Below are 21,063 nucleotides of genomic sequence, written 5' to 3' on the forward strand. Positions count from 1 at the left end.
TATTCCTCCACGTCAAATCATTTCACACTCTGATTATATCAACAAAATCATATTTCTACCATAGCGAGGTTTTTTCATTTCCATGTTGTATAAGGGGCTCTCTTTTCCCATATAAGTGAGAGGTTCTTTTTCTAAGAGCAAGATCCACCCGTGTTTAACAGTAATGCCATTTTGGCAACTGTTCCACTTACGGGTTTTCATCTTGATGGGGATTCCGGTCTTCGTTCCACTACGGTCCGCGCTAAACGCAGGTCCACCGGACCTGCAGCGCCCCATGCCCTCGTTTTCGACATCACAGATGTCTTCTGGCTTCCACTGAAAAAGTGGTCGCAGCAACATAGGCACAAATGGAAGGGACAGCCATTTATAACTATGTTGACATCACTATGTGATGAATCATTTCGATGGAAAGGAGGAATATGCAGAGAACAAATAAAAGGAAAGATGTTACACATCCACATTTTGTAGCTGTAAGACTTACTGATGCAGAGATGGCTCTTTTAGATCAAGGGACATCCATGCTTGGCATCTCCAGATCGGAGTATTTGAGAAAATTACTTTTTGAAAAGGAAATTACAAACAGGATCGAAGTTGTAGCTGACATGGATGAACTAAGACATTTGGTCAATGAATATGGAAAAATCGGATCGAACCTCAATCAGATTGCAAGATATTTTAACACTGGCGGGGAAATTTCTGCGGAAATGAAAGATGAAATCCGGCAGTGTATCTCTGATCTGTTTTCCTTAAGAAAAGAAGTATTACGAATGGCAGGTGAATTGCATGGCCATCATCAAACACATTAAAAGCAGAAATGCGAATTATTCCGATGCACTGGAATATCTGCTTTTTCAGCACAATGAAAAAACAGGAAAACCGCTTCTGGATGATTCCGGTAGAAAAGTGTTGAGAGAAGAATTCTATATGGACGGACTGCTTTGCGACCCAATGTCTTTTGACAAAGAGTGTGAGAAGACAAATACATTTTTTCACAAAAATCAAAAAAGAGGGGATATCAAAAGCCACCATTACATCATCAGTTTTGACCCTGCTGACGCAACAGAATGTGGACTCACTGGTGAAAAGGCACAGGCACTATGTCTGGATTTTGCCAGAAAATACTTTCCTGGTTATCAGGCACTGGTCGTCACTCATACGGATGGGCATAATGGCTCCGGTAACATTCATACCCATATTGTCATTAACAGTGTTCGAAAATATGCAGTTGACCGGCAGGATTACATGGGCAAGCCCCATGAGCATGAAGCCGGATTTAAGCACCGGTCCACAACAAGATTTCTGAATCATTTGAAGAAGGAAGTCATGGAGATGTGTGACCGTGAAGGACTTCATCAGGTGGATCTCCTCTCTCCGGCACCTGCAAAAATAACAATCTCTGCAGAATCTCTGGGAGCCAACTATGGAAAAGCATATCTGGAACAGCAATTCCAGAACCATTCAGTCAGCAAAGTTCGTCCACATGAAAGTTCTCACAGGACGGAAAATGTTGCAAATCTCGATTATCATGCAGATCCATTGATTTATATTCAGGATCATTTGATTTAGTCAATATGGCAGTCGGAAATGTAATCCGTCTGCCTGACAAGATATCGATTTTCTATAGAAAATTTTTGGAAATCCATAAAAAAGTAGTGATTTTTGATAATTTTTGATATACTATAATTAGCTATGGACGAAAGGAGGACGAATTATGCCAACAGTAAATGTGAATATACAACCGGCGATTATTAGTTGGGCACTTAGCCAGACCAGCGAAGAAAAGTTGGGCACAAAACTTGTAGAAAATATTAAGCATTGGCTTGATGGCACGAAGAGTCCGACTTTTAATCAGATAGAAGATTTTAGCAAAAAATCTCATATTCCGTTAGGTTATTTCTTTTTACAGACACCACCAGTTGAGCAGATTAGTTTATTGGAATACAGAACACTTGATAGTATAGAATTGACAAATCCGAGCCGAAATTTGATAGATACTATTCATGAAATGGAAGCTGTTCAGGAGTGGATGGTTAATTATCGTAAAGAATGGAATTACGATACTATTAGTGTTATTGGAAGCTTAAAGGGGATTACGGATATAAGTGTAATCGCAGATACAATTCGTAAGGATCTTGGGCTTAATGTTGAATGGTATAAGGATTGTGGAAATCCTTCTGAAGCATTCAATAAGGTAAGAGGACTTCTGGAAGAATGCGGAATTGTTGTAATGATGAATGGCATTGTTGGTAAAAATACCCATCGTGCATTGGATGTAAATGAATTTAGAGCATTTGCAATGGTAAATGAATGGGCTCCACTGATATTTATAAATGGTGCTGATTCTGCAGGTGGAAGATTGTTTTCTTTGTTCCATGAAGTTGTACATCTTTGGATTGGAGAAAACGATTTGTACAATGACAGAAGATATTCTGCAAACGGAATAAAACCTATTGAAGTTACTTGTAATGCAGTTGCGGGAGAATTAATGGTACCAAAAACAGTGTTTCTTGAAAAATGGAATAACAATACAAATGATGATACACATGAAAAGATTAAGGAACTTGCCAGAATGTTCCGTTGCAGCGGTAGTGTCATTGCTCGCAGAGCTTTAGACAATAAGAAGATTGATCAGAATGTATATAATAAGGTGATAGCAGATGCTATTGAAGCGTACATTCAGGCAAAACAGGAAAAGAGTTCTGGTGGAGATTATTATAGAGTTGCTCGCAGTAAATTGGACGGCGTTTTCGTACGTGCGATATGCGAAAGTGTAAATAGTGGTAGAACTTCTTTTACAGAAGCTTACCGATTAACGAATACTACCAGCAAAACATTTTCTGAAGTTGCAAGCGGACTTGGAGGTGTTTTATGGTAAATTCATCAGAAAAATTCTTGATTGATGCGAATACATTGATGACAGCGTCAAGATTCTTCTACGCTTATGATCTGGTTCCTTCATTCTGGGAAACTTTCGAAGATGAGATAAAAGCTGGTAATATTGTTTTACTTGATATGGTAAAAGCTGAGATTGATAAAGGGGAAGATGAATTAAAGCAGTGGTATCTGAAAGAGAAGATGATTTTGAAATCTGTAATCATGTTGATCCGGAAATCATCCCTAAATTTGCGGAAGTAATGCAGTATATTCAGGAATGTGGTTTTTACAATGAAAAAGGATTGAATGATTGGGCCAGAAATGAGGTTGCAGATCCATGGCTTATTGCGGCGGCAGCAGCTAAAGGATATAAGCTGATTACTTTTGAACAGTCCGCAGGCTCATTGAATGTTAAAAATAAAAGTGGACGTGTAAAGATACCAGATGTTGCGAAACATTTTGATGTAGAGGTACATAATTTATACCATATGATGCGTCAACTCAAGATAACAATTTAATAACAGGTAAATGTGACACCCAGGTAGTTAAAAGACTGCTTGGGTGTATTTTTTTGCTCTTTTTTATAATTCTTTCGTTTTAATCTCAAAAACTGTCTTTGGGGAGTATAGGGAAATTCTGCCCTACTACTTTGTGGAGATGGGTGATGACAGTGGATGGAATGAAGAGCGTTGATGTTCGAAGAGCAGTGGGGTCAGGTAATCGAAGATTTTTGATATGGCATTTTCTGCTAATCATTACCGCTTTTTTTCAACACTCCCTGTAGGAATCGAACCTGCAATTAGCCCTTAGGAGAGCTCTGTAGTTCTTCAGACTTTTTGATCTCTGATTTTTTCTTTTCTGCCTGTCTTTTCTCAATGATTTTTCCGTATCGGAGATGGCTTTCTGCACCAGTTTGTTATCATGGTATCCTGGGATAGAGTTGATGATATCTTTTTGTAAGGTTCTGCCCACATACAGATCAAACATCCCTTCATAATCACTGCCATCTTTTCCCCTTTCCATCAAAATAAACATAAGAAAAAGGCCATTTATCGTCTTCACAGTAAATGACCTTCCCTAAGAATCCTATTTTCAATTAAATCATTTTATTTTCACAATCCTGTAATTCATGAAAAATATTATCTACAATAATCGAGGATTATCACATGTCTTCAAACTTCCTGCAACACTTTTTTTAACCATAAGCAAATATCTGATGTATTGATTTAGGTCTTCTTCGGCATCTGCTGTTACTACTACTTTATATTCCATACTTTTCCCTCATATCAGCAATAACCACATCCGCAGATCTATAGTTACCCTTTGATGCAGATACTCTTGATTTCTCCAGTTTCTCCAACATCATTTCTTCAGACATGGTAGCATACGGATTATGCTCCACCCGTTTTATTTCAAATGGAAAACCATTATTTGCAACAGCCTGTGTCAAAAACATCCGGATTGCAGAAGTAGTATCTGTGCCAAGATCTTTAAACAACTGATCTGACTTTCTCTTTAACTCATCATCAACACGTACTTGTATTGTACTAGCCATTCATTATTCCCCCATTTCTTTTTTATTATTATAATGCATAATCATTTCTAGTTCAATTCATTTGTATTGATTTTGCAACCGTTTCTACTCCATCCCCTTGGCCGGTGCGCTGAGCAACGCTGCCATCTCCGGATTCGACAATACCTTTGCCAGCAGTTCTGCCTCCACTGTAGCAGGAAGCGCCGGAAGTCAACAGCTATTTTGTCTTGGTGTATGACCGCCTCATTCAATTGTCATCTCCAACCAAATAAACACACAAAAGCCATGAGGCAAAGTTTTTACAAACTCTGTTTCACGGCTTTTTCTTCTCTATTTATTCAATTAAAACAAATTTTTTCCTAGTAAAGCTTCGCTCCTGCCGGAATCTTGTTATCTACCATAAGCAGATTCAATCCTTCTTTTCCGTTTTCTTCGTGTACTGCTGAAATCAGCATACCGCAAGAATCGATGCCCATCATCTTTCTCGGTGGCAGGTTTACGATAGCGATACATGTCTTTCCTACCAGTTCTTCCGGCTCGTAATACTCATGAATTCCGCTTAAGATTGTGCGATCTTCACCTGTTCCATCATCCAAAGTAAACTGCAGAAGTTTCTTGCTCTTCGGAACTGCCACACAGTCTTTTACTTTTACGGCACGGAAATCTGATTTGCTAAATGTATCAAAGTCAACAGCTTCCTCAAACAGTGGCTCGATGGTTACGTTGGAGAAATCAATGACTTCTGCAGTCTTTGTCTCTTCCTTTTTACTTTCTGCTACAACCACTTTTTTAGTCTCAGCTCCGCCGATGGTCTTCATGGTCGGGAACAACAATACATCTCTGATTGCCTCTGCCCCTGTCAGCAGCATACACATTCTGTCGATTCCGAATCCGATTCCACCTGTCGGCGGCATACCGATTTCCAGTGCATTCAGGAAATCTTCGTCGGTGGTGTTGGCTTCATCGTTACCCTGAGCAAGCTGTTCTTCCTGATCTTTGAAACGTTCTCTCTGATCGATCGGGTCATTTAACTCGGAGTATGCATTTGCCATTTCCCATCCGTTCATGAAGAATTCGAAACGTTCTACATAGTTCGGATCTTCCGGTTTCTTCTTGGTCAGCGGAGAGATCTCGATCGGGTGATCCATAACGAATGTCGGCTGGATCAGGTGTTCTTCTGCGAATTCTTCGAAGAAGAGGCTTAAGATATCGCCCTTTTTATGTCTTTCTTCGTATTCTACATGATGCTCGTCTGCGAGTGCTCTTGCCTGCTCCAATGTCTCTACTTCGTTCCAGTCAACGCCTGCATATTTCTTAACTGCATCAACCATGGTAATTCTTTCGAATGGCTGTCCGAGGTCGATCTCGATGCCTTTATATACGATCTTGGTAGTGCCAAGAACTTCCTGTGCTACATGGCGGTACAGATTCTCGGTCAGATCCATCATTCCGTTGTAATCCGTATATGCCTGATATAATTCCATCAGTGTGAATTCCGGGTTGTGTCTGGTATCCAGACCTTCGTTACGGAATACTCGTCCAATCTCGTAGACTCTCTCAAGTCCGCCGACGATCAGACGCTTCAGGTATAATTCAAGGGAAATACGCAGCTTGAAGTCTTCGCTCAATGCGTTAAAATGTGTCTCGAACGGTCTTGCAGCTGCTCCTCCGGCATTGCTTACCAGCATTGGAGTCTCTACTTCCAGGAATCCCTGTCCGTCCAGATATCTTCGGATGGAGCTTACGATCTTGGAACGTTTGATAAATGTATCGCGGACTTCCGGATTCATGATCAAGTCTACATATCTCTGGCGGTAACGGATATCTGTGTTGGTCAATCCGTGGAACTTCTCCGGAAGAATCTGAAGACTCTTGGATAAAAGTTTTACAGCAGATGCGTGGATAGAGATCTCTCCGGTCTTGGTCTTGAAGACTTCACCTTCCAGACCTACGATATCGCCGATATCCATCTTCTTAAAGTCTTTGTATTCTTCTTCTCCGATACTGTCTCTTGCTACATAAGACTGGATATTACCACTCTGGTCAAGGATATTACAGAAAGAGGCCTTTCCCATAACACGTTTCTGCATGATACGTCCTGCCAGGGATACATGCTTTCCTTCCATTTCCTCGAAATTTTCCTTGATGTCCATTGCATGGCAGGTTACATCGTATTTGGTAATTACAAACGGATCCTTTCCATTTGCCTGAAGATCTGCCAGTTTTTCACGGCGAACCTTTCTTAATTGATTGATATCTGGTTCCTGTACTTTTTTCTGCTGATCAGCCACGTTTTCCTCTCCTTCCTTATTTTAAAATTCAGACTCCCCGGCATGAGGAGTCTGAAACGATCCATCTCAGTGAACTATAATGAACGGCTAATGTGTAATACTTCGTACTCCATTACACCTGCCTGGGTCTCAACTTCTACGGTATCTCCTACTTTACATCCGATCAGTGCCTGGCCTACCGGTGATTCATTGGAGATCTTTCCCTCCAGACTGTTTGCCTCTGTAGAACCTACCAGTTTGAATTCCATTTCCTCATCAAATGTCTTATCGAATACTTTTACAGTACATCCAACGTTAATTTTATCAAAGTCTACTTCATCTTCTACTACGACTTCAGCATTCTTAAGGATTCCTTCCAGTTCTTCGATTCGTGCTTCTATATCACGCTGCTCATCCTTTGCTGCATCGTATTCTGCATTCTCAGACAAGTCGCCCTGTTCTCTGGCCTCTTTGATCTTGCCGGCAACCTCTTTACGCTTTACGACTTTCAGATTCTCCAGTTCATCTTCCAGCGCTTTTAAACCAGCATAAGTAAGTAATCTTTTCTTTGCTTCCATTGTGTTTCATTTCCTTTCTTTCTTAATACTTTTGTCCCGGTAATTTATTGCTAAAAGTTGTTCTTAACTTTATCGTTCGCGTCTGACATCCATGTTGTTCTTTTGTAAAATAAAGAGACTTTCACAATTCCATTATTATACATAAACGCCCCGTCAATGTCAACATATTTTATCGTAGGTTTATAAATGGATTCTGGCATTGATTAAGTATATGTTAAAGGATGTTTTTTTATTAGCAAATATCTATTTTATTCTTTCGTTTAAAAGCGATTCGAGCTCTGCGTAGGATTCTACTTTGTTGATATCATCCCGCAGTTTGGCAGAACCTTCCATCCCTTTGGTATACCAGGCAACGTGCTTTCGCATTTCCCGGATACCCAGGTATTCTCCCTTGAATTCCAACTGAAGTCTTGCATGTCTTAACATGGTCTCTTTGATCTGTTCTTTGGAAGGTCTTGGCGGCAGCTTTCCTGTTCTGTCATATTCCAGAAGTTCGTGAAAGATCCACGGATTGCCCTGGGCGCCTCTTCCGATCATCACGCCGTCACATCCGGTCCTTTCTCGCATCTCCAGCGCCTTTTCCCCAGAGGTCACATCTCCGTTTCCGATGACAGGAATCGAGACCGCTTCCTTGACCTGGCGGATGATCTCCCAGTCCGCCTTGCCGGAATAATATTGCTCTCTGGTTCTTCCGTGGACAGCCACTGCTGCCCCTCCGGCTTCCTCGATGATCTTCGCGATCTCCACCGCATTAATACAAGTGTCGTCAAAGCCCTTGCGAATCTTTACGGTGACCGGCTTCTGAATTGCCCTCGCCGTCTGGTATACAATCTCATATACCAGTTTCGGGTTCTTCATAAGCGCCGATCCCTCCCCATTCTTGACCACCTTCGGAACCGGGCAGCCCATGTTGATATCGAGAATCTGGAACGGAAGCTCCTCAATCCGCTTCGCCTGCTCGCTGATAATCTTCGGGTCAGAGCCGAATAACTGCAGCGACACCGGATACTCCTTGGGATGAATCGCAAGCAAAGCCTTCGTATTCTTATTCTTATACTGCAGTGCCTTGGCACTGATCATCTCCATACACAAAAGTCCCGCTCCCTGCTCCTTACAAAGCAGCCGGAACGGTAAGTCAGTCACCCCCGCCATCGGAGCAAGGATGTACGGATTGTCAATTTTTACGTTTCTAATGTTCATTTGGGTACACCACATTTTACAATTGGGGACGTAGTACTTTTCAATTTTACTACGTCCCCTTTTTACTCTTTTTTACTTTTTATTCTTCTCATATATGATTCTTAAGCCTTTTAATGTGAGCTGTGAATCGTAGATATTGATGATATCTGTCTCGGCTGCGATCATCTTGCCGAGGCCTCCGCTTGCGATGACTTTGGCATCGAGGTAGCCGGATTCTTCTTTGATCTTTCTGACGATGTATTCGGTCTGTCCGATCTGGCCGAAGACGATACCGGCCTGCATGCTGGATATGGTCTCTTTGGCGATGATGGAATCTGGTTTTTTGATTTCGATTGCCGGGAGCATGGCTGCCTGTCCGGTCAGTGCCTGGGCGGAGATGCGGATACCTGGCGCAATCACGGCGCCTTCGAATGTGCCGTTTGGTCCGACGATGTCGTAGGTTGTTGCGGTTCCGAAGTCGATGACGATGACAGGGCCGCCGTGCAGGGTATATGCTGCCACTGCATCGACGATGCGGTCTGCACCGATCTGTTTCGGGTTCTCGGTAACGATTCGGATACCGGTCTTGATGCCGGCGGACACAACCATTGGCTTGATGCCGAAGTATTTGATCATTGCACTTCCGAGGGAGTGCATGATATCCGGCACTACAGATGCCACAATAGCGGCATTGATCTCTGAACTTTTAATTCCCTGCCGTTCAATCAGTTCTTTTAATGTGATTCCGTATTCATCGGAAGTTCTTGGGAGCTTAGTCATCATCCGAAAGGTTCCAAGCAGATTTTCTCCATCGAATACTCCCAATGTAATGTTGGTATTCCCTACATCTATTACTAACAGCATGTTCTTTTTCCTCCTGCATCTATTACTAACAGCATGTTCTTTTTCTTTCTAAACTGCTGCAAACAGCATGTTCTCTTTCCTCCTACACTTCTTCGCCTAAAAAGAATACTTTATAGTACATCTGCAGAGCTTCCAGCAAGTCTTTCTTCTCTCTCTGGCGCTGCTTGATCTTGAGCTGGCTTCCGATATCGTCGAACATTGGATCGCCTTCTTCGGACGTTACTTCGAAGCACAGTTCTCCGTTTTCTTCATAGACCAGTGTCAGAATTCCACCCACATCGTGGACGTAGAGAACGCACATGATCTTTAATTCATCTTTGACTGTATCCGGCAGCTGGTCAAAATCCGGATTCAGATAATATTTTTCTTCATACGAATTGGCGCCGCAGAGCACCACTTTTTCATCATACATATCCATATACTCCTCTGACAGACACTTCTCCTGCATAGATGACTTTTTCCTGCCCGTCGGGTAATCTTACGAGCAGTTCTCCTGTCTCGTTGATGCCCAGCGCGTGGGCCTCGTATTCATTACCAGGCTCCAGTACTTTTACATCCTGATCTTTGTTCACAAGCAGGGAATTGTACTGTTCTTTTACTCCTGACAGATCTTCTGTCTGGAGAAATGTCTCATAGCATTTTTCAAATTGTTCCATTATGGCGGCAATCAGTTCGGAGCGCTTCACATTCTGTCCCATCTCAAGCTTCAATGAAGTCGCTGTATTCTGGATGTCTTGCGGAAATGTCTCCTGATTCACGTTGATTCCGACTCCGATGACCACATGGTTGATGTAATCAATCTCCGTGCTCATCTCCGTCAGGATTCCGCAGATCTTCTTACCATTTCTCACAATATCATTGGGCCACTTAATACCTGTATCCAGACCCGTTACCTGACGGATTCCTTCTGCCACCGCAATGGCCATCAGAAGTGTAAGCTGTGGGGCTTTCATCGGGGATAACCTTGGATACAATAATATCGTCATGTAGATGCTGCTTCCTGCCGGTGATTCCCAGGCTCTTCCCCGGCGGCCTTTCCCTGCAATCTGTCGGTCAGCCACAAATAACGTACCGTGTTCTGCCCCTTTTTCACCGGCATCCTTGGCCCGATTGTTGGTCGAATCCGTCTCATCGTAATAGACGGTATGTCTTCCGGCCCATTCTGTCTTCATCAGACTGTCGATCTCAGCCTGCGACATGACATCCGGGCTGTCAATCAGTCGGTATCCTTTATTACGCACCGCTTCGATCTGATAGCCTTCTTTTTTTAACTGTTCCATCACCTTCCACACAGCTGTACGTGATACGTGGAAATCATCGCATAACTGCTGGCCGGATATATAGTTGTTACTTTCTTTCAGTAAGCGTAAGATCTCCGCTTTCATCTATCTCTCTCCTAATGTTGCTGTCATGACTGCTTTGATGGTATGCATACGGTTCTCTGCTTCATCAAATACCTTGGATTGTTCGGATTCAAATACTTCGTCCGTAACTTCCATGTCATCGATGCCGAAGCGGTCATGGATTTCCTTTCCAATCTTGGTCTTCAGATCATGGAACGCTGGCAGACAGTGCAGGAAGATTGCTTTTTCTCCGGCATTTTTCATAACTTCGGCAGTCACCTTATACGGAGTCAGCTCTCGGATTCGTTCTTCCCATACTTCATCCGGCTCACCCATAGATACCCATACGTCAGTATAGATTACATCCGCATCTTTTGTACCGGCTTCAACGTCTTCAGTAAGGGTGATAGTAGCTCCGCTTTCTTTCGCATAACCTTTACAAGTCTCTACCAGTTCTTCATTTGGGAAATAATTCTTTGTGGTACATGCAACAAAATGCATTCCCATCTTGGCACAGGCAATCATCAGGGAATTACCCATATTATATCTTGCATCGCCCATGTATACCAGCTTGATTCCTTCCAGATGTCCAAAATGCTCTCGGATGGTCAGAAGGTCTGCCAGCATCTGTGTCGGGTGGTATTCATTGGTCAGTCCATTCCATACCGGAACGCCTGCATACTTGGCAAGTTCTTCAACGATTTCCTGCCCATATCCACGATACTCTATTCCGTCATACATTCTTCCCAATACACGTGCAGTATCCTCAATGCTTTCCTTTTTGCCGATCTGTGATCCGCTCGGGTCAAGATAAGTAGTTCCCATTCCCATATCATGAGCCGCCACTTCGAAAGAGCAACGGGTTCTGGTACTGGTCTTCTCAAAGATCAATGCCACATTCATGCCTCTGTATTTATCAACGGGTATTCCATTCTTCTTCTTTTCCTTCAAATCTGCTGCCAGATCAAGCAGATATGTAATCTCTTCCGGAGTGTAGTCCTTTAATGTCAAAAAATTTCTTCCCTTTAAGTTCATCTTCATTTCCTTTCTCAGCTGCATTAGTACATGTACGAACCTTGGAAGGTTCAATTGATCGTTTCGTGTTTCATATTTCTTATATACAATATCATATAATTCGTCTACTGTGTATATCTGATATTTCGGAATCCGCAATAATTTTGCTGCAGCCTCCAACATTCCCATGAATAATTCCTGATCCGAGAATCCAAGCGGCAGTTTGAGCACAAATGCAATCTCCGCCTTTTCAATCTCCCGAATCTCCTTCATGAGTTCTTCATAATACGCCTCGTCATGGGTCTGCTCCAGATAATACATAAATCCCTCCAGGCCATACACCATCCGCTTCGCATCGTAATAGCCAATCATAAGATTCTGTCGGCTCCGTTTTCCCGAGAATTCTATAATACTTCCCAATTTTACACGTGGTGCGATCTCATATTTTACGCCATCATCCGGCATTTTGACCCGCGGTTCACGGCCCGGTCCATAGATACGCACTTCGATGATATCTTTATACCCTCGCTTCACCAGCGAACCCAGCGGCACATTATTGACGACTCCGCCGTCGATATACTTCTTCCCGTGGATTCGTTCGTTCTTAAACCCGATAAGATAAGCGCTTGCTAACAGAAAGTCTTCCAGCATTCCTTCAGGAATCTCTTCCATCTCCAGATCCAGTTCGCGAAATTCTGACAATGAAAATGTCAACAGGCAGAATTCCTTGCCGCTTCTGCGGATGGCTTCTTCATTGATCGTCTCATGAATCAGCTGCCGCAGAGGAGTAATATCAACACCTCCGTCTTTCAGCAACATCTTTAACTCATTTAAGAATTCTCGAAGTGACATCTCCTTTTGAAGCAAGCGTTCCATCCAAGCGTCATCAATATCCATAACGGTGGAAAATGTCATCTGCTTCCAGATATCTTCTGCTTTCTCAACATCTCCCATGCAAACGAGGGCGCCATTTAATGCGCCCACGGATGTTCCTGCCACTGCATTGATCTTAACACCTGCTTCTGTGAGAGCTTTCCATGCGCCAATCTGATACGCACCTCTCGCACCGCCGCCGTCAAATACAAGGCCATATTCTTTTGATGTGTCAATGATGGGTCTCAGAATCCATCACATCCTTTCCTATCTACTCGTCTTTTGCTCCGACTTCTGCCAGAGACTTTACAAGACCTGCAATTCCCTGAATCTCAGATGGAATGATGATCTTGGTTGCTTTTCCATCTGCCGCCTTCTCAAATGCTTCCAGGCTCTTCATCGTAAGGACTGCCTCATCGGCTCCGGCATCTTTCAGGAAACGAATTCCATCTGCATTGGCCTGCTGTACCTTCAGAATAGCCTCAGCCTCGCCTTCTGCCTGGCGGATCATAGCTTCCTTCTGAGCCTCCGCACGCAGGATTGCAGCCTGCTTCTCAGCCTCTGCATCCAGGATCGCGGATTCCTTATGTCCTTCTGCCACCAGAATCGTAGATTTCTTCTCGCCTTCTGCACGCAGGATTGCTTCACGACGTTCACGCTCTGCCTTCATCTGCTTCTCCATCGCATCTTGAATGGCTGCAGGTGGAATGATATTTTTCAGTTCGACACGATTTACCTTAATTCCCCATGGATCCGTTGCCACGTCAAGGGATGCACGCATCTTAGTATTGATTGTCTCCCTGGAAGTCAGCGTCTGATCCAGCTCCAGATCACCGATGATATTTCGGAGCGTGGTTGCTGTCAGATTCTCAATCGCCATGATTGGATTGGCAACTCCATAGCAGAACATCTTTGGATCCGTAATCTGGTAAAATACGACTGTATCGATCCGCATGGTAACATTATCCTTGGTGATCACCGGCTGCGGTGCAAAGTCAACGACCTGCTCTTTCAGATCTACCTTTCGTGCCACCCGGTCAATGATCGGTACTTTAAAATGAAGTCCGGTCCCCCAGGTTGCCTGATAAGCTCCCAGTCTCTCCACAACCAGCGCCTGTGCCTGTCTTACAATCTTGACACAGGATATCAACAGTATTACTACAATAACCAATAAAATAATTCCTAAAATTCTCCCTATCATTTTTTCTCCTCTCTGGCTCTTACAATTAATTTTACGCCTTGAATCCCATCTACAACAACAACTGTATTTTTAGCAATCTTGCCGTCTGGCTCATCGGTCTTGGCAGACCATTCCTGACCTCGGATCTCTACCCGCCCGACAGCCTGCATCGTATCAATGTCTTCCAATACCAATGCCTGCTGTCCAATCAGACTCTCTGCATTTGTCTTCTGCCTTTCCTGATTAAAATACTTTAACGCGATCGGTCTCGTCATCACCAACAGTACAATAGATACTGCGAGAAATACAACAATCTGAACTGTGGTTCCGAATCCCATCAGACCTGCACAGAATGCGATCAACGCACCTCCGGCAAACCAGATCGTAGTCAATCCCATCGTAACGATTTCAATAATCAGCAGAACAACAAATATCGCCAGCCAATAAATTGTCTGCATGAACTTTCGCCTCTTTTCTTAAATGATAGTATTCCTTGCCTTATATATTACTATACTTTTCCCCTAAGCGCAATTCTCTATCCCTCATGTCGGCGTCTCTGACGTCCCGCTTCAAACATCAGGACGGATGCCGCGATTGCAGCATTCAACGATTCTACCTGACCTTCCATAGGTATCTTAATATAAATATCTGCCAATTCTGCAGTCTCCTGTGACAGACCATTTCCTTCATTCCCAATCAAAAATGCACATGGTCTTCCATAATCTTCTTCGTCATAATCATGTCTTCCATCCAGATGTGCCGCGTAGACACCGATGCCTGCTTCTTTCAGACTCCCGATCGCCGCCTTCAGGTCTTCCACATAGCAGAACGGCATACGGTAAATGGAACCCATGGTCGAGCGTATGGTCTTGGGATTATAGATGTCCACGCATTCCCGGTCCATCACAATTCCCGTCACGCCAGCTCCCTCTGCCGTTCGAAGGATGGTGCCAAGATTCCCCGGATCCTGAAGGTGTTCCAATACCATGATCATCGGACATTGGCCGGCGATTACTTTTTCCAATGGATATTCCATTTGCCGGACCACACAGAGAACTCCCTGCGGAGTCTTCGTATCGGATGCATAAGCATATACCGTATCCGACAATTCTTCCGGGCGGATTCCAGTACCTTTCAGCACCGCTTCTACCGTATCTTTTTCCTTCTTATAAAAGGATTCTGACACGTAGACTTCTTCCAGCTGATCTGTCGGCACTTCACGGAACATACGGATTCCTTCTACCAGAAATACCCGTTCTTCATCTCTTGCTTTCTTTTTCTTCTTCAGATTCACCAGACGCTTGACTCTGGCATTTGAAGTACTTGTAATCATATGATTTCCTCCACTCTTTCGTGTCAGATATTTTCCAGATCCTTATTCGCACCCACTAATATCATGACCATTCCATCTTCCAGCGCTTTCTCGGGATTCGGATTCACTTCTACGTCTTCTCCCACCTTAATTCCAACTACATTGATTCCATACTTTCGTCTGACATCCAGATCCTGCAGAGACTTTCCGATCCAGCCACGTGGAATCACCGTCTCTACCAGGCTATAATCTGGTGACAGCGCAATCCAGTCAGCAAAATTTGCAGACATTAGATTCTTCGCAAGGCGGACTCCCATTTCCTTTTCCGGAAATATAATCGCATCTGCACCGATTTTCTTTAAAACAGTCGCATGAAGATCATTTTTCGCTTTGGAAATAACGTATGGCACGCCTATTTCTTTACAGACTAGTGTTGCCATAATACTGGCTTCCATGTTATCCGCAACTGCGACTACTACTCCATCCAGATTCTTCGTGCCCAGCGACCGGACAACATCTGGATCTCCAAAATCCGCTTTCATCGCGTAGGATACAGAATTGGCAATATCTTCTATCCTCTCCATATCGTCATCCACTACGATGACTTCACATCCAAGTCCCTGCAGAGCAATCGCCACGCTCTCACCAAAGCTTCCCAGGCCAAATACTGCGTATTGTTTCTTCATTTTTCTACCCCCATTTATGAGTCTGTTTCCGACATTATCCTACCATAATCCGCTCTGGTGGAAGTTCCCGAATTCTGTCCCGCGGATTCGGTTTTCCAGCAAAGAGCAACGCCAGTGTCATCGGTCCCAACCTTCCTATATACATCATCATCATAATTACAACCTGGCTTGCCCGTGACAGATGCGGTGTCAGATCAGCCGTCAATCCTACCGTTCCGATTGCAGATGCCGTCTCATACATGATATTTAAAAATGGCACTTCATCCGGTTCTATGATCGTAATCACGGTCGTACCTGTAAGAAATACCGTAAATGCAAGCATTACAATCGTAAATCCCATCCGGAAATTCTCTTTTGAAATCTTACGACCAAAGCACTCGGTATCATTTCCCCCACGAATCAATGTAATGCAGGAAAGCACCAACATCGTAATCGTCGTAGTCTTCACACCACCCGCAGTTCCCATCGGCGACCCTCCGATGAACATCAAGATAATACTGATGAATCTCGTCTCCTCGTGTAATTTAGCCTGTGGTATCGTAAAGAATCCAGCAGTCCTCGTCGTTACCGACTGAAACAGCGATGCCATCACCTTCTGCCCCAGCCTCAGATTGCCAAGAGTCTCCGGATTATGATATTCCAATGCAAATGTAAGTACCGCTCCAATTCCCAGCAAGACCAATGTCGTCACAATTGCAAGCTTCGAGTGAAGCTTAAGCCTTGTAAACCACCATTTTCTTGGAACTTCACGACGATAGATTTTCCGTCCGTTATCAATCACATCATACCAGACAATGAATCCAATACCGCCCAGGACAATCAATGACATTGTCGTAATATTCATCAATGGATTCGTCACATATCCTGCAAGACTAGAATCCCCCAGAATGTCAATACCCGCATTACAAAATGCAGAGACAGAATGAAAAATTGCATAGCCGATTCCCTTGATCAGATGATACTCCGGGACAAACTGAAATGCATACAACACTGCGCCGACACCTTCCACAAAAAAAGTACCGATCAATATCTTCTTCACCATTCCAACGATGCCGCCAAGTGATGTCATATTATAAGTTTCCTGCAGCACAACCCGCTCTTTCACGGTAATCCTCCTCTTCAAAATCAGGAAAAAAGCAGTCGCACAGGCAATCACCCCAAGTCCGCCGATCTGAATCAATACCAGAAGAATTACCTTCCCAAACACAGTAAACTGCGTTGCCGGAGTCACCGTCACAAGCCCCGTCACACAGACGGCTGTTGTAGCCGTAAATAATGCATCCATAAAAGATATCGGCTCCTGATTACTGACAGGCAGCCACAAAAGAAATGCACCGATCAATATCACAAGAAGAAATCCCGCAACCAAAATTCCCATGGTATTCCATCGGATGCTTCGCTTTTTCTGCTTCATGAATCTATCCTCTTTTTTCTTTCTAATGTACCTATGATATCACAATTATATTTATTCTGGGGAATACTGTCAAATGAATTAGGGACAGGGTAAATGGAATTGGGGACAGGGAGAATTTAGTTTGGGACGGGGGAAATCTCAATTTCCCCCGTCCCAAACTATACCTTGAAGCGATATCCCACGCCCCAGATGGTCTCAATATACTGCGGATTGGAAGTGTCCATCTCTACTTTTTCGCGAATCTTCTTGATATGCACGGTCACGGTCGCGATGTCTCCGATGGATTCCATATCCCATATCTCACGGAACAATTCTTCTTTTGTGTATACATGATTCGGATGGCTGGCCAGGAATGTCAGAAGATCGAATTCTTTTGTGGTAAATGTCTTCTCTTCTCCGTTGATCCAGACTCTTCTTGCTGTTGTATCAATCTTAAGTCCTCGAATCTCGATCACTTTATTAGCTTCTTTGGCACTTCCTGTCAGTCGGTCATATCTGGCAAGATGGGCTTTGACTCGCGCCACCAGCTCGCTTGGGCTGAATGGCTTTGTCATATAATCATCGGCTCCCAGTCCAAGACCACGGATCTTGTCAATATCGTCTTTTTTGGCAGATACCATTATAATGGGTGTATTTTTTACATCTCTGATCTGTCGGCAGATATCGAAGCCATCTATTCCCGGAAGCATCAGGTCCAAAATAAACATATCATAATCTTCATTCAATGCTTTTTTCAACCCCGTCTCACCATCATTGGCTACTTCTACCTGAAATCCACTCAGTTCCAGATAGTCTCGTTCCAGTTCTGCAATCGCCTCTTCATCTTCTACGATTAATATTTTACTCATATATCGGTACCTCCTGATATTTTCTAAGGACAAAATACATCGTTGTTCCAGTCTCTTCTCTGCTCGTCGCCCATATCTTGCCGCCATGTTCTTCTATAATCTTCTTTACAATAGAAAGCCCTATTCCGCTTCCACCCTTGGAAGAATTGCGTGAAGCATCTGTACGGTAGAACCGGTCAAAGATATTGGGCAGATCTTTTGCCGCAATTCCCTTACCGTTATCTTCGATCTCAACCTGTACAAAATCTCCCACGTCTTTGACTCGAAGATTAATCTTCGCCTTCGGCTTATCCATATATTTTAACGAATTATTTACAATATTATGCACGACCCGCTTGATCTGTTCCGCATCCGCAATGACCTTGACTCCCGGTTCTACATAATTGAAATAACCAAATTCCACATTCCTGGATTCTAATTCCAGTGAAAGGTCTTCCGCACAATCTTCAAAATATGCATCTACCGAAAGAGTATTAAAATTATACGGGATTCGGTTGGTATCAATCTTTGTATAGAATGTCAGCTCATTGATTAACGTATCCATCTCACTGGCTTTATTGTAAATGGTTCGGATATAGCGCTCCATTTTCTCCGGTGTGTCCGCAACGCCGTCCATAATCCCTTCTGCATAGCCCTTGATTGCCGTCACCGGTGTCTTCAGATCATGGGAAATGTTGCTGAGCAATTCCTTATTGTCTTTATCGAATTTTACTTTTTCTTCGGCCGTATCCCGCAGTTTCTTCCGCATCTCTTCCAGATCCTGGCATAGATCACCTAACTCGTCATCTGCCTCCGGTCTCAGTTCAAAGTCGAGATTGCCTTCTTTGATATTCTTCGCTGCCGCCTGCATCTTCCCCAAGGGCTGCATCACTGCACGATATATCCAGATAATCAGAAGTGCTGCCGTTAAAACTAACGTAATAATTACGATCAATATCACTTCCATGAAGAAATGCTCTACCTCCGGAATCATATTTCCCATATCAGTGACGATAAATGCACTGCCTTCCTTCTCATCTGGATACATAAAATCTACTTGTTTTACCAATGCATGGGCATCTCCACCCAAGTATAAGCCATTTTCCGATTCTGTATCTGCCTCTCCATAATCAGGAAGTTCTGAGATCACCGGCTCAGCCTCTTCCATATCTGTTCCTACGTAAATGATTGTATTTTCCTTGCGAACCAGAAGATAAGCTTTTTTCTTCTCCAACTTCTGATTAAATCCTTCCAGACATGTGGCATCCTCCATATTCTCTGGGTTCTTCGATGCCATCTCGTTCAATTCATGCCAGGACTTTTCGGTTAGTCTGGCCAACACTTGTGCTGAGTTCGACAGGCTTGCAACCGTTGTCCCAGATATCTCATACGTCTTTTCTATCGTGCTGATCTGATAACGCCCTAACAGACACACCATAGAAACCGTCAAAAAAATCGGTATTAAAATCACTGTCAAAAAAGCGATGATCAATCTTGTCTTTAGCTTCATACACATGACCTCCAAGGAAAGTATAGCATGAAAAAGGGCGCTTCACATCAAAGCGCCCATAAACTTTTATAAAATTTTTATAAATACTTTTTCAATTCTTCTACCTTGTCAAGTTTCTCCCATGGAAGATCAATATCTGTACGTCCAAAATGTCCATAAGCCGCTGTCTGCTTATAGATTGGTCTTCTCAGATCCAGCATCTTGATAATTCCAGCCGGACGAAGATCGAAGTTCTCGCGGATCATTTCTACCATCTTCTCTTCGCTGATCTTTCCAGTGCCAAATGTATCTACCATAATAGAGGTCGGATGTGCAACACCAATTGCATAAGAGAGCTGAATCTCACATTTCTTTGCAAGACCTGCTGCCACGATGTTCTTCGCAACATAACGTGCTGCATACGCTGCGGAACGGTCTACTTTGGTGCAGTCCTTACCGGAAAATGCCCCGCCGCCATGACGTGCCATACCGCCATAGGTATCTACGATAATCTTACGTCCGGTAAGACCGCTGTCTCCGTGTGGTCCACCGATAACGAAACGGCCAGTCGGGTTAATGAAAAACTTCGTATTCTCATCCGTCATTCCTTCTGGAATTACTGCATCAAAAACATATTTCTTAATATCTTCATGAATCTGCTCCTGTGTCACATCCGGGTCATGCTGAGTAGACAGAACCACCGCATCCAGGCGAGTTGGAATTCCCTCTTCATCATATTCTACCGTCACCTGTGTCTTGCCATCCGGTCTCAGATACGGAAGAGTACCGTTCTTTCTTACTTCTGTAAGTCTTCGTGACAACTTGTGTGCCAGCGCAATTGGATACGGCATAAGTTCTGGCGTCTCATCAGAAGCATAACCAAACATCATTCCCTGATCTCCAGCTCCAATGGCATCCAGTTCCTCTTCTGACATCTTATTTTCCTTCGCTTCCAAAGCCTTATCAACACCCATTGCAATATCGGATGACTGCTCATCAATCGCTGTGATCACGCCACAAGTGTCCGCATCAAATCCAAATTTACCTCTGGTGTACCCAATCTCTCTTACCGTATCTCTGACAATCTTCTGAATGTCTACATATGCTTTCGTTGTAATCTCACCCATGACAAGGACCAGGCCTGTAGTGGTGCTCGTCTCACAAGCCACACGACTCATCGGATCCTGCTCCATCAGCGCGTCCAGAATCGCATCAGATATCTGGTCACACATCTTATCCGGATGACCTTCTGTTACAGATTCGGATGTAAATAAATGTTTCTCCATCTTTTTCTCTCCTTTTCTACCAAAGGGATGACTCCCTTTCGCGCACTTTCTCTTTTTGCCTTTACGAAAAAAGCAGCCCGCATAAGCGGACTGTTTTATATTCTCATAAACCAATCCTCTTATTGTTCGATTACTCGCTCAGGTTGGCACCTTCCATACACTTGGGGTTGCCGCAGCTTCTCAGATCCTTTGTATCTCCACTGCTCTGAATAAGAGAAAGTTTGCATTATTATATTGTTAATGTGTACGAGTAAGACTTTACACGCTTTTCCCACACTTGTCAATATGGGGACGGGGGTTTTTTCATTTTCCTCCGTCCCAAATTAAAATATCCCTGTCC

23 protein-coding genes and 1 riboswitch are annotated in these 21,063 nt (G+C 43.6%); of the genes, 5 read left to right on the forward strand and 18 right to left on the reverse strand.

Translation table 11 applies throughout. The features are described from left to right. Positions 1-419 precede the first annotated feature (419 nt). The 5 genes from ACQRBH_RS12230 to ACQRBH_RS12250 all read left to right on the forward strand — a co-directional run bounded on the left by ACQRBH_RS12230 (position 420) and on the right by ACQRBH_RS12250 (position 3,392). Complete coding sequence (locus ACQRBH_RS12230) at positions 420-806, forward strand: plasmid mobilization protein (RefSeq protein WP_427761894.1); 387 nt, start codon at positions 420-422, stop codon at positions 804-806. Continuing rightward, entirely contained in the window at positions 784-1,566 is a 783-nt protein-coding gene (locus ACQRBH_RS12235; RefSeq protein WP_427761895.1) for a relaxase/mobilization nuclease domain-containing protein, read from the forward strand. The genes ACQRBH_RS12230 and ACQRBH_RS12235 overlap by 23 nt, the downstream gene beginning before the upstream one ends. Positions 1,567-1,711: 145 nt before the next feature. Continuing rightward, complete coding sequence (locus tag ACQRBH_RS12240; RefSeq protein WP_427761897.1) at positions 1,712-2,875, forward strand: ImmA/IrrE family metallo-endopeptidase; 1,164 nt, start codon at positions 1,712-1,714, stop codon at positions 2,873-2,875. Continuing rightward, positions 2,869-3,135, forward strand: coding sequence for a DUF4411 family protein (locus ACQRBH_RS12245; protein ID WP_427743886.1), 267 nt, complete (start codon positions 2,869-2,871; stop codon positions 3,133-3,135). The genes ACQRBH_RS12240 and ACQRBH_RS12245 overlap by 7 nt, the downstream gene beginning before the upstream one ends. Then, positions 3,135-3,392, forward strand: coding sequence for a DUF4411 family protein (locus ACQRBH_RS12250; protein ID WP_427743884.1), 258 nt, complete (start codon positions 3,135-3,137; stop codon positions 3,390-3,392). The genes ACQRBH_RS12245 and ACQRBH_RS12250 overlap by 1 nt, the downstream gene beginning before the upstream one ends. A gap of 250 nt (positions 3,393-3,642) precedes the next feature. Here the strand turns inward: ACQRBH_RS12250 and ACQRBH_RS12255 are convergent, their stop codons facing one another. The 18 genes from ACQRBH_RS12255 to metK all read right to left on the reverse strand — a co-directional run bounded on the left by ACQRBH_RS12255 (position 3,643) and on the right by metK (position 20,723). Continuing rightward, the gene (locus ACQRBH_RS12255) at positions 3,643-3,936 is read right to left on the reverse strand and encodes a hypothetical protein (RefSeq protein ID WP_427743883.1); all 294 of its coding nucleotides are present in this window, start codon (positions 3,934-3,936) and stop codon (positions 3,643-3,645) included. An 81-nt stretch (positions 3,937-4,017) separates the two neighbouring features. Then, positions 4,018-4,146 carry a hypothetical protein gene (locus ACQRBH_RS12260; protein WP_427761899.1) on the reverse strand — a complete coding sequence of 43 codons (129 nt, stop codon included), beginning with the start codon at positions 4,144-4,146 and terminating at the stop codon, positions 4,018-4,020. Continuing rightward, complete coding sequence (locus ACQRBH_RS12265; RefSeq protein WP_347375663.1) at positions 4,136-4,429, reverse strand: type II toxin-antitoxin system RelB/DinJ family antitoxin; 294 nt, start codon at positions 4,427-4,429, stop codon at positions 4,136-4,138. The genes ACQRBH_RS12260 and ACQRBH_RS12265 overlap by 11 nt, the downstream gene beginning before the upstream one ends. 338 nt (positions 4,430-4,767) lie before the next feature. After that, positions 4,768-6,699 carry a lysine--tRNA ligase gene (gene lysS / locus ACQRBH_RS12270; protein ID WP_427761900.1) on the reverse strand — a complete coding sequence of 644 codons (1,932 nt, stop codon included), beginning with the start codon at positions 6,697-6,699 and terminating at the stop codon, positions 4,768-4,770. 74 nt (positions 6,700-6,773) lie between these two features. Continuing rightward, a complete protein-coding gene (gene greA / locus ACQRBH_RS12275) occupies positions 6,774-7,256 on the reverse strand; it encodes a transcription elongation factor GreA (protein WP_235233683.1) in 483 nt (160 codons plus the stop codon). 243 nt (positions 7,257-7,499) lie between these two features. Then, positions 7,500-8,456: a tRNA dihydrouridine synthase DusB gene (gene dusB / locus ACQRBH_RS12280; RefSeq protein WP_427761901.1), complete on the reverse strand. Its 957-nt coding sequence runs from the start codon at positions 8,454-8,456 to the stop codon at positions 7,500-7,502. A 72-nt stretch (positions 8,457-8,528) separates the two neighbouring features. Further along, on the reverse strand, positions 8,529-9,299 hold the full coding sequence (locus ACQRBH_RS12285) for a type III pantothenate kinase (RefSeq protein WP_427761903.1): 771 nt from the start codon (positions 9,297-9,299) through the stop codon (positions 8,529-8,531). An 82-nt stretch (positions 9,300-9,381) separates the two neighbouring features. Beyond that, a complete protein-coding gene (locus ACQRBH_RS12290) occupies positions 9,382-9,711 on the reverse strand; it encodes a DUF6145 family protein (RefSeq protein WP_427761904.1) in 330 nt (109 codons plus the stop codon). After that, entirely contained in the window at positions 9,704-10,684 is a 981-nt protein-coding gene (locus tag ACQRBH_RS12295) for a biotin--[acetyl-CoA-carboxylase] ligase (RefSeq protein ID WP_427761906.1), read from the reverse strand. Before ACQRBH_RS12295 ends, ACQRBH_RS12290 begins: the two co-directional genes overlap by 8 nt. Further along, positions 10,685-12,778 (reverse strand): ornithine carbamoyltransferase, encoded by a 2,094-nt coding sequence (argF, locus tag ACQRBH_RS12300; RefSeq protein WP_427761942.1) that lies wholly within the window; start codon positions 12,776-12,778, stop codon positions 10,685-10,687. It lies immediately after the preceding gene. 22 nt (positions 12,779-12,800) lie between these two features. Next, complete coding sequence (locus ACQRBH_RS12305) at positions 12,801-13,730, reverse strand: SPFH domain-containing protein (RefSeq protein ID WP_427761908.1); 930 nt, start codon at positions 13,728-13,730, stop codon at positions 12,801-12,803. Further along, positions 13,727-14,167: an NfeD family protein gene (locus ACQRBH_RS12310; RefSeq protein WP_427761909.1), complete on the reverse strand. Its 441-nt coding sequence runs from the start codon at positions 14,165-14,167 to the stop codon at positions 13,727-13,729. Before ACQRBH_RS12310 ends, ACQRBH_RS12305 begins: the two co-directional genes overlap by 4 nt. Positions 14,168-14,244: 77 nt before the next feature. Next, positions 14,245-15,042: a TrmH family RNA methyltransferase gene (locus ACQRBH_RS12315; protein WP_427743035.1), complete on the reverse strand. Its 798-nt coding sequence runs from the start codon at positions 15,040-15,042 to the stop codon at positions 14,245-14,247. Between the two features lie 23 nt (positions 15,043-15,065). Next, entirely contained in the window at positions 15,066-15,707 is a 642-nt protein-coding gene (locus ACQRBH_RS12320; protein ID WP_427743036.1) for a potassium channel family protein, read from the reverse strand. 34 nt (positions 15,708-15,741) lie between these two features. Then, positions 15,742-17,121 (reverse strand): TrkH family potassium uptake protein, encoded by a 1,380-nt coding sequence (locus ACQRBH_RS12325; protein ID WP_427743037.1) that lies wholly within the window; start codon positions 17,119-17,121, stop codon positions 15,742-15,744. A 158-nt stretch (positions 17,122-17,279) separates the two neighbouring features. Next, positions 17,280-17,969 carry a response regulator transcription factor gene (locus ACQRBH_RS12330; protein WP_427743039.1) on the reverse strand — a complete coding sequence of 230 codons (690 nt, stop codon included), beginning with the start codon at positions 17,967-17,969 and terminating at the stop codon, positions 17,280-17,282. Beyond that, on the reverse strand, positions 17,962-19,458 hold the full coding sequence (locus ACQRBH_RS12335) for a HAMP domain-containing sensor histidine kinase (RefSeq protein ID WP_427761910.1): 1,497 nt from the start codon (positions 19,456-19,458) through the stop codon (positions 17,962-17,964). Before ACQRBH_RS12335 ends, ACQRBH_RS12330 begins: the two co-directional genes overlap by 8 nt. Before the next feature lie 77 nt (positions 19,459-19,535). Further along, positions 19,536-20,723 carry a methionine adenosyltransferase gene (gene metK, locus ACQRBH_RS12340; protein WP_427743042.1) on the reverse strand — a complete coding sequence of 396 codons (1,188 nt, stop codon included), beginning with the start codon at positions 20,721-20,723 and terminating at the stop codon, positions 19,536-19,538. Between the two features lie 116 nt (positions 20,724-20,839). Next, positions 20,840-20,939: riboswitch (SAM riboswitch) on the reverse strand. Between the last annotated feature and the right edge of the window lie 124 nt (positions 20,940-21,063).

Source organism: Bariatricus sp. SGI.161 (genome assembly GCF_050313695.1).
Lineage (GTDB): Bacteria > Bacillota > Clostridia > Lachnospirales > Lachnospiraceae > JAFBIX01.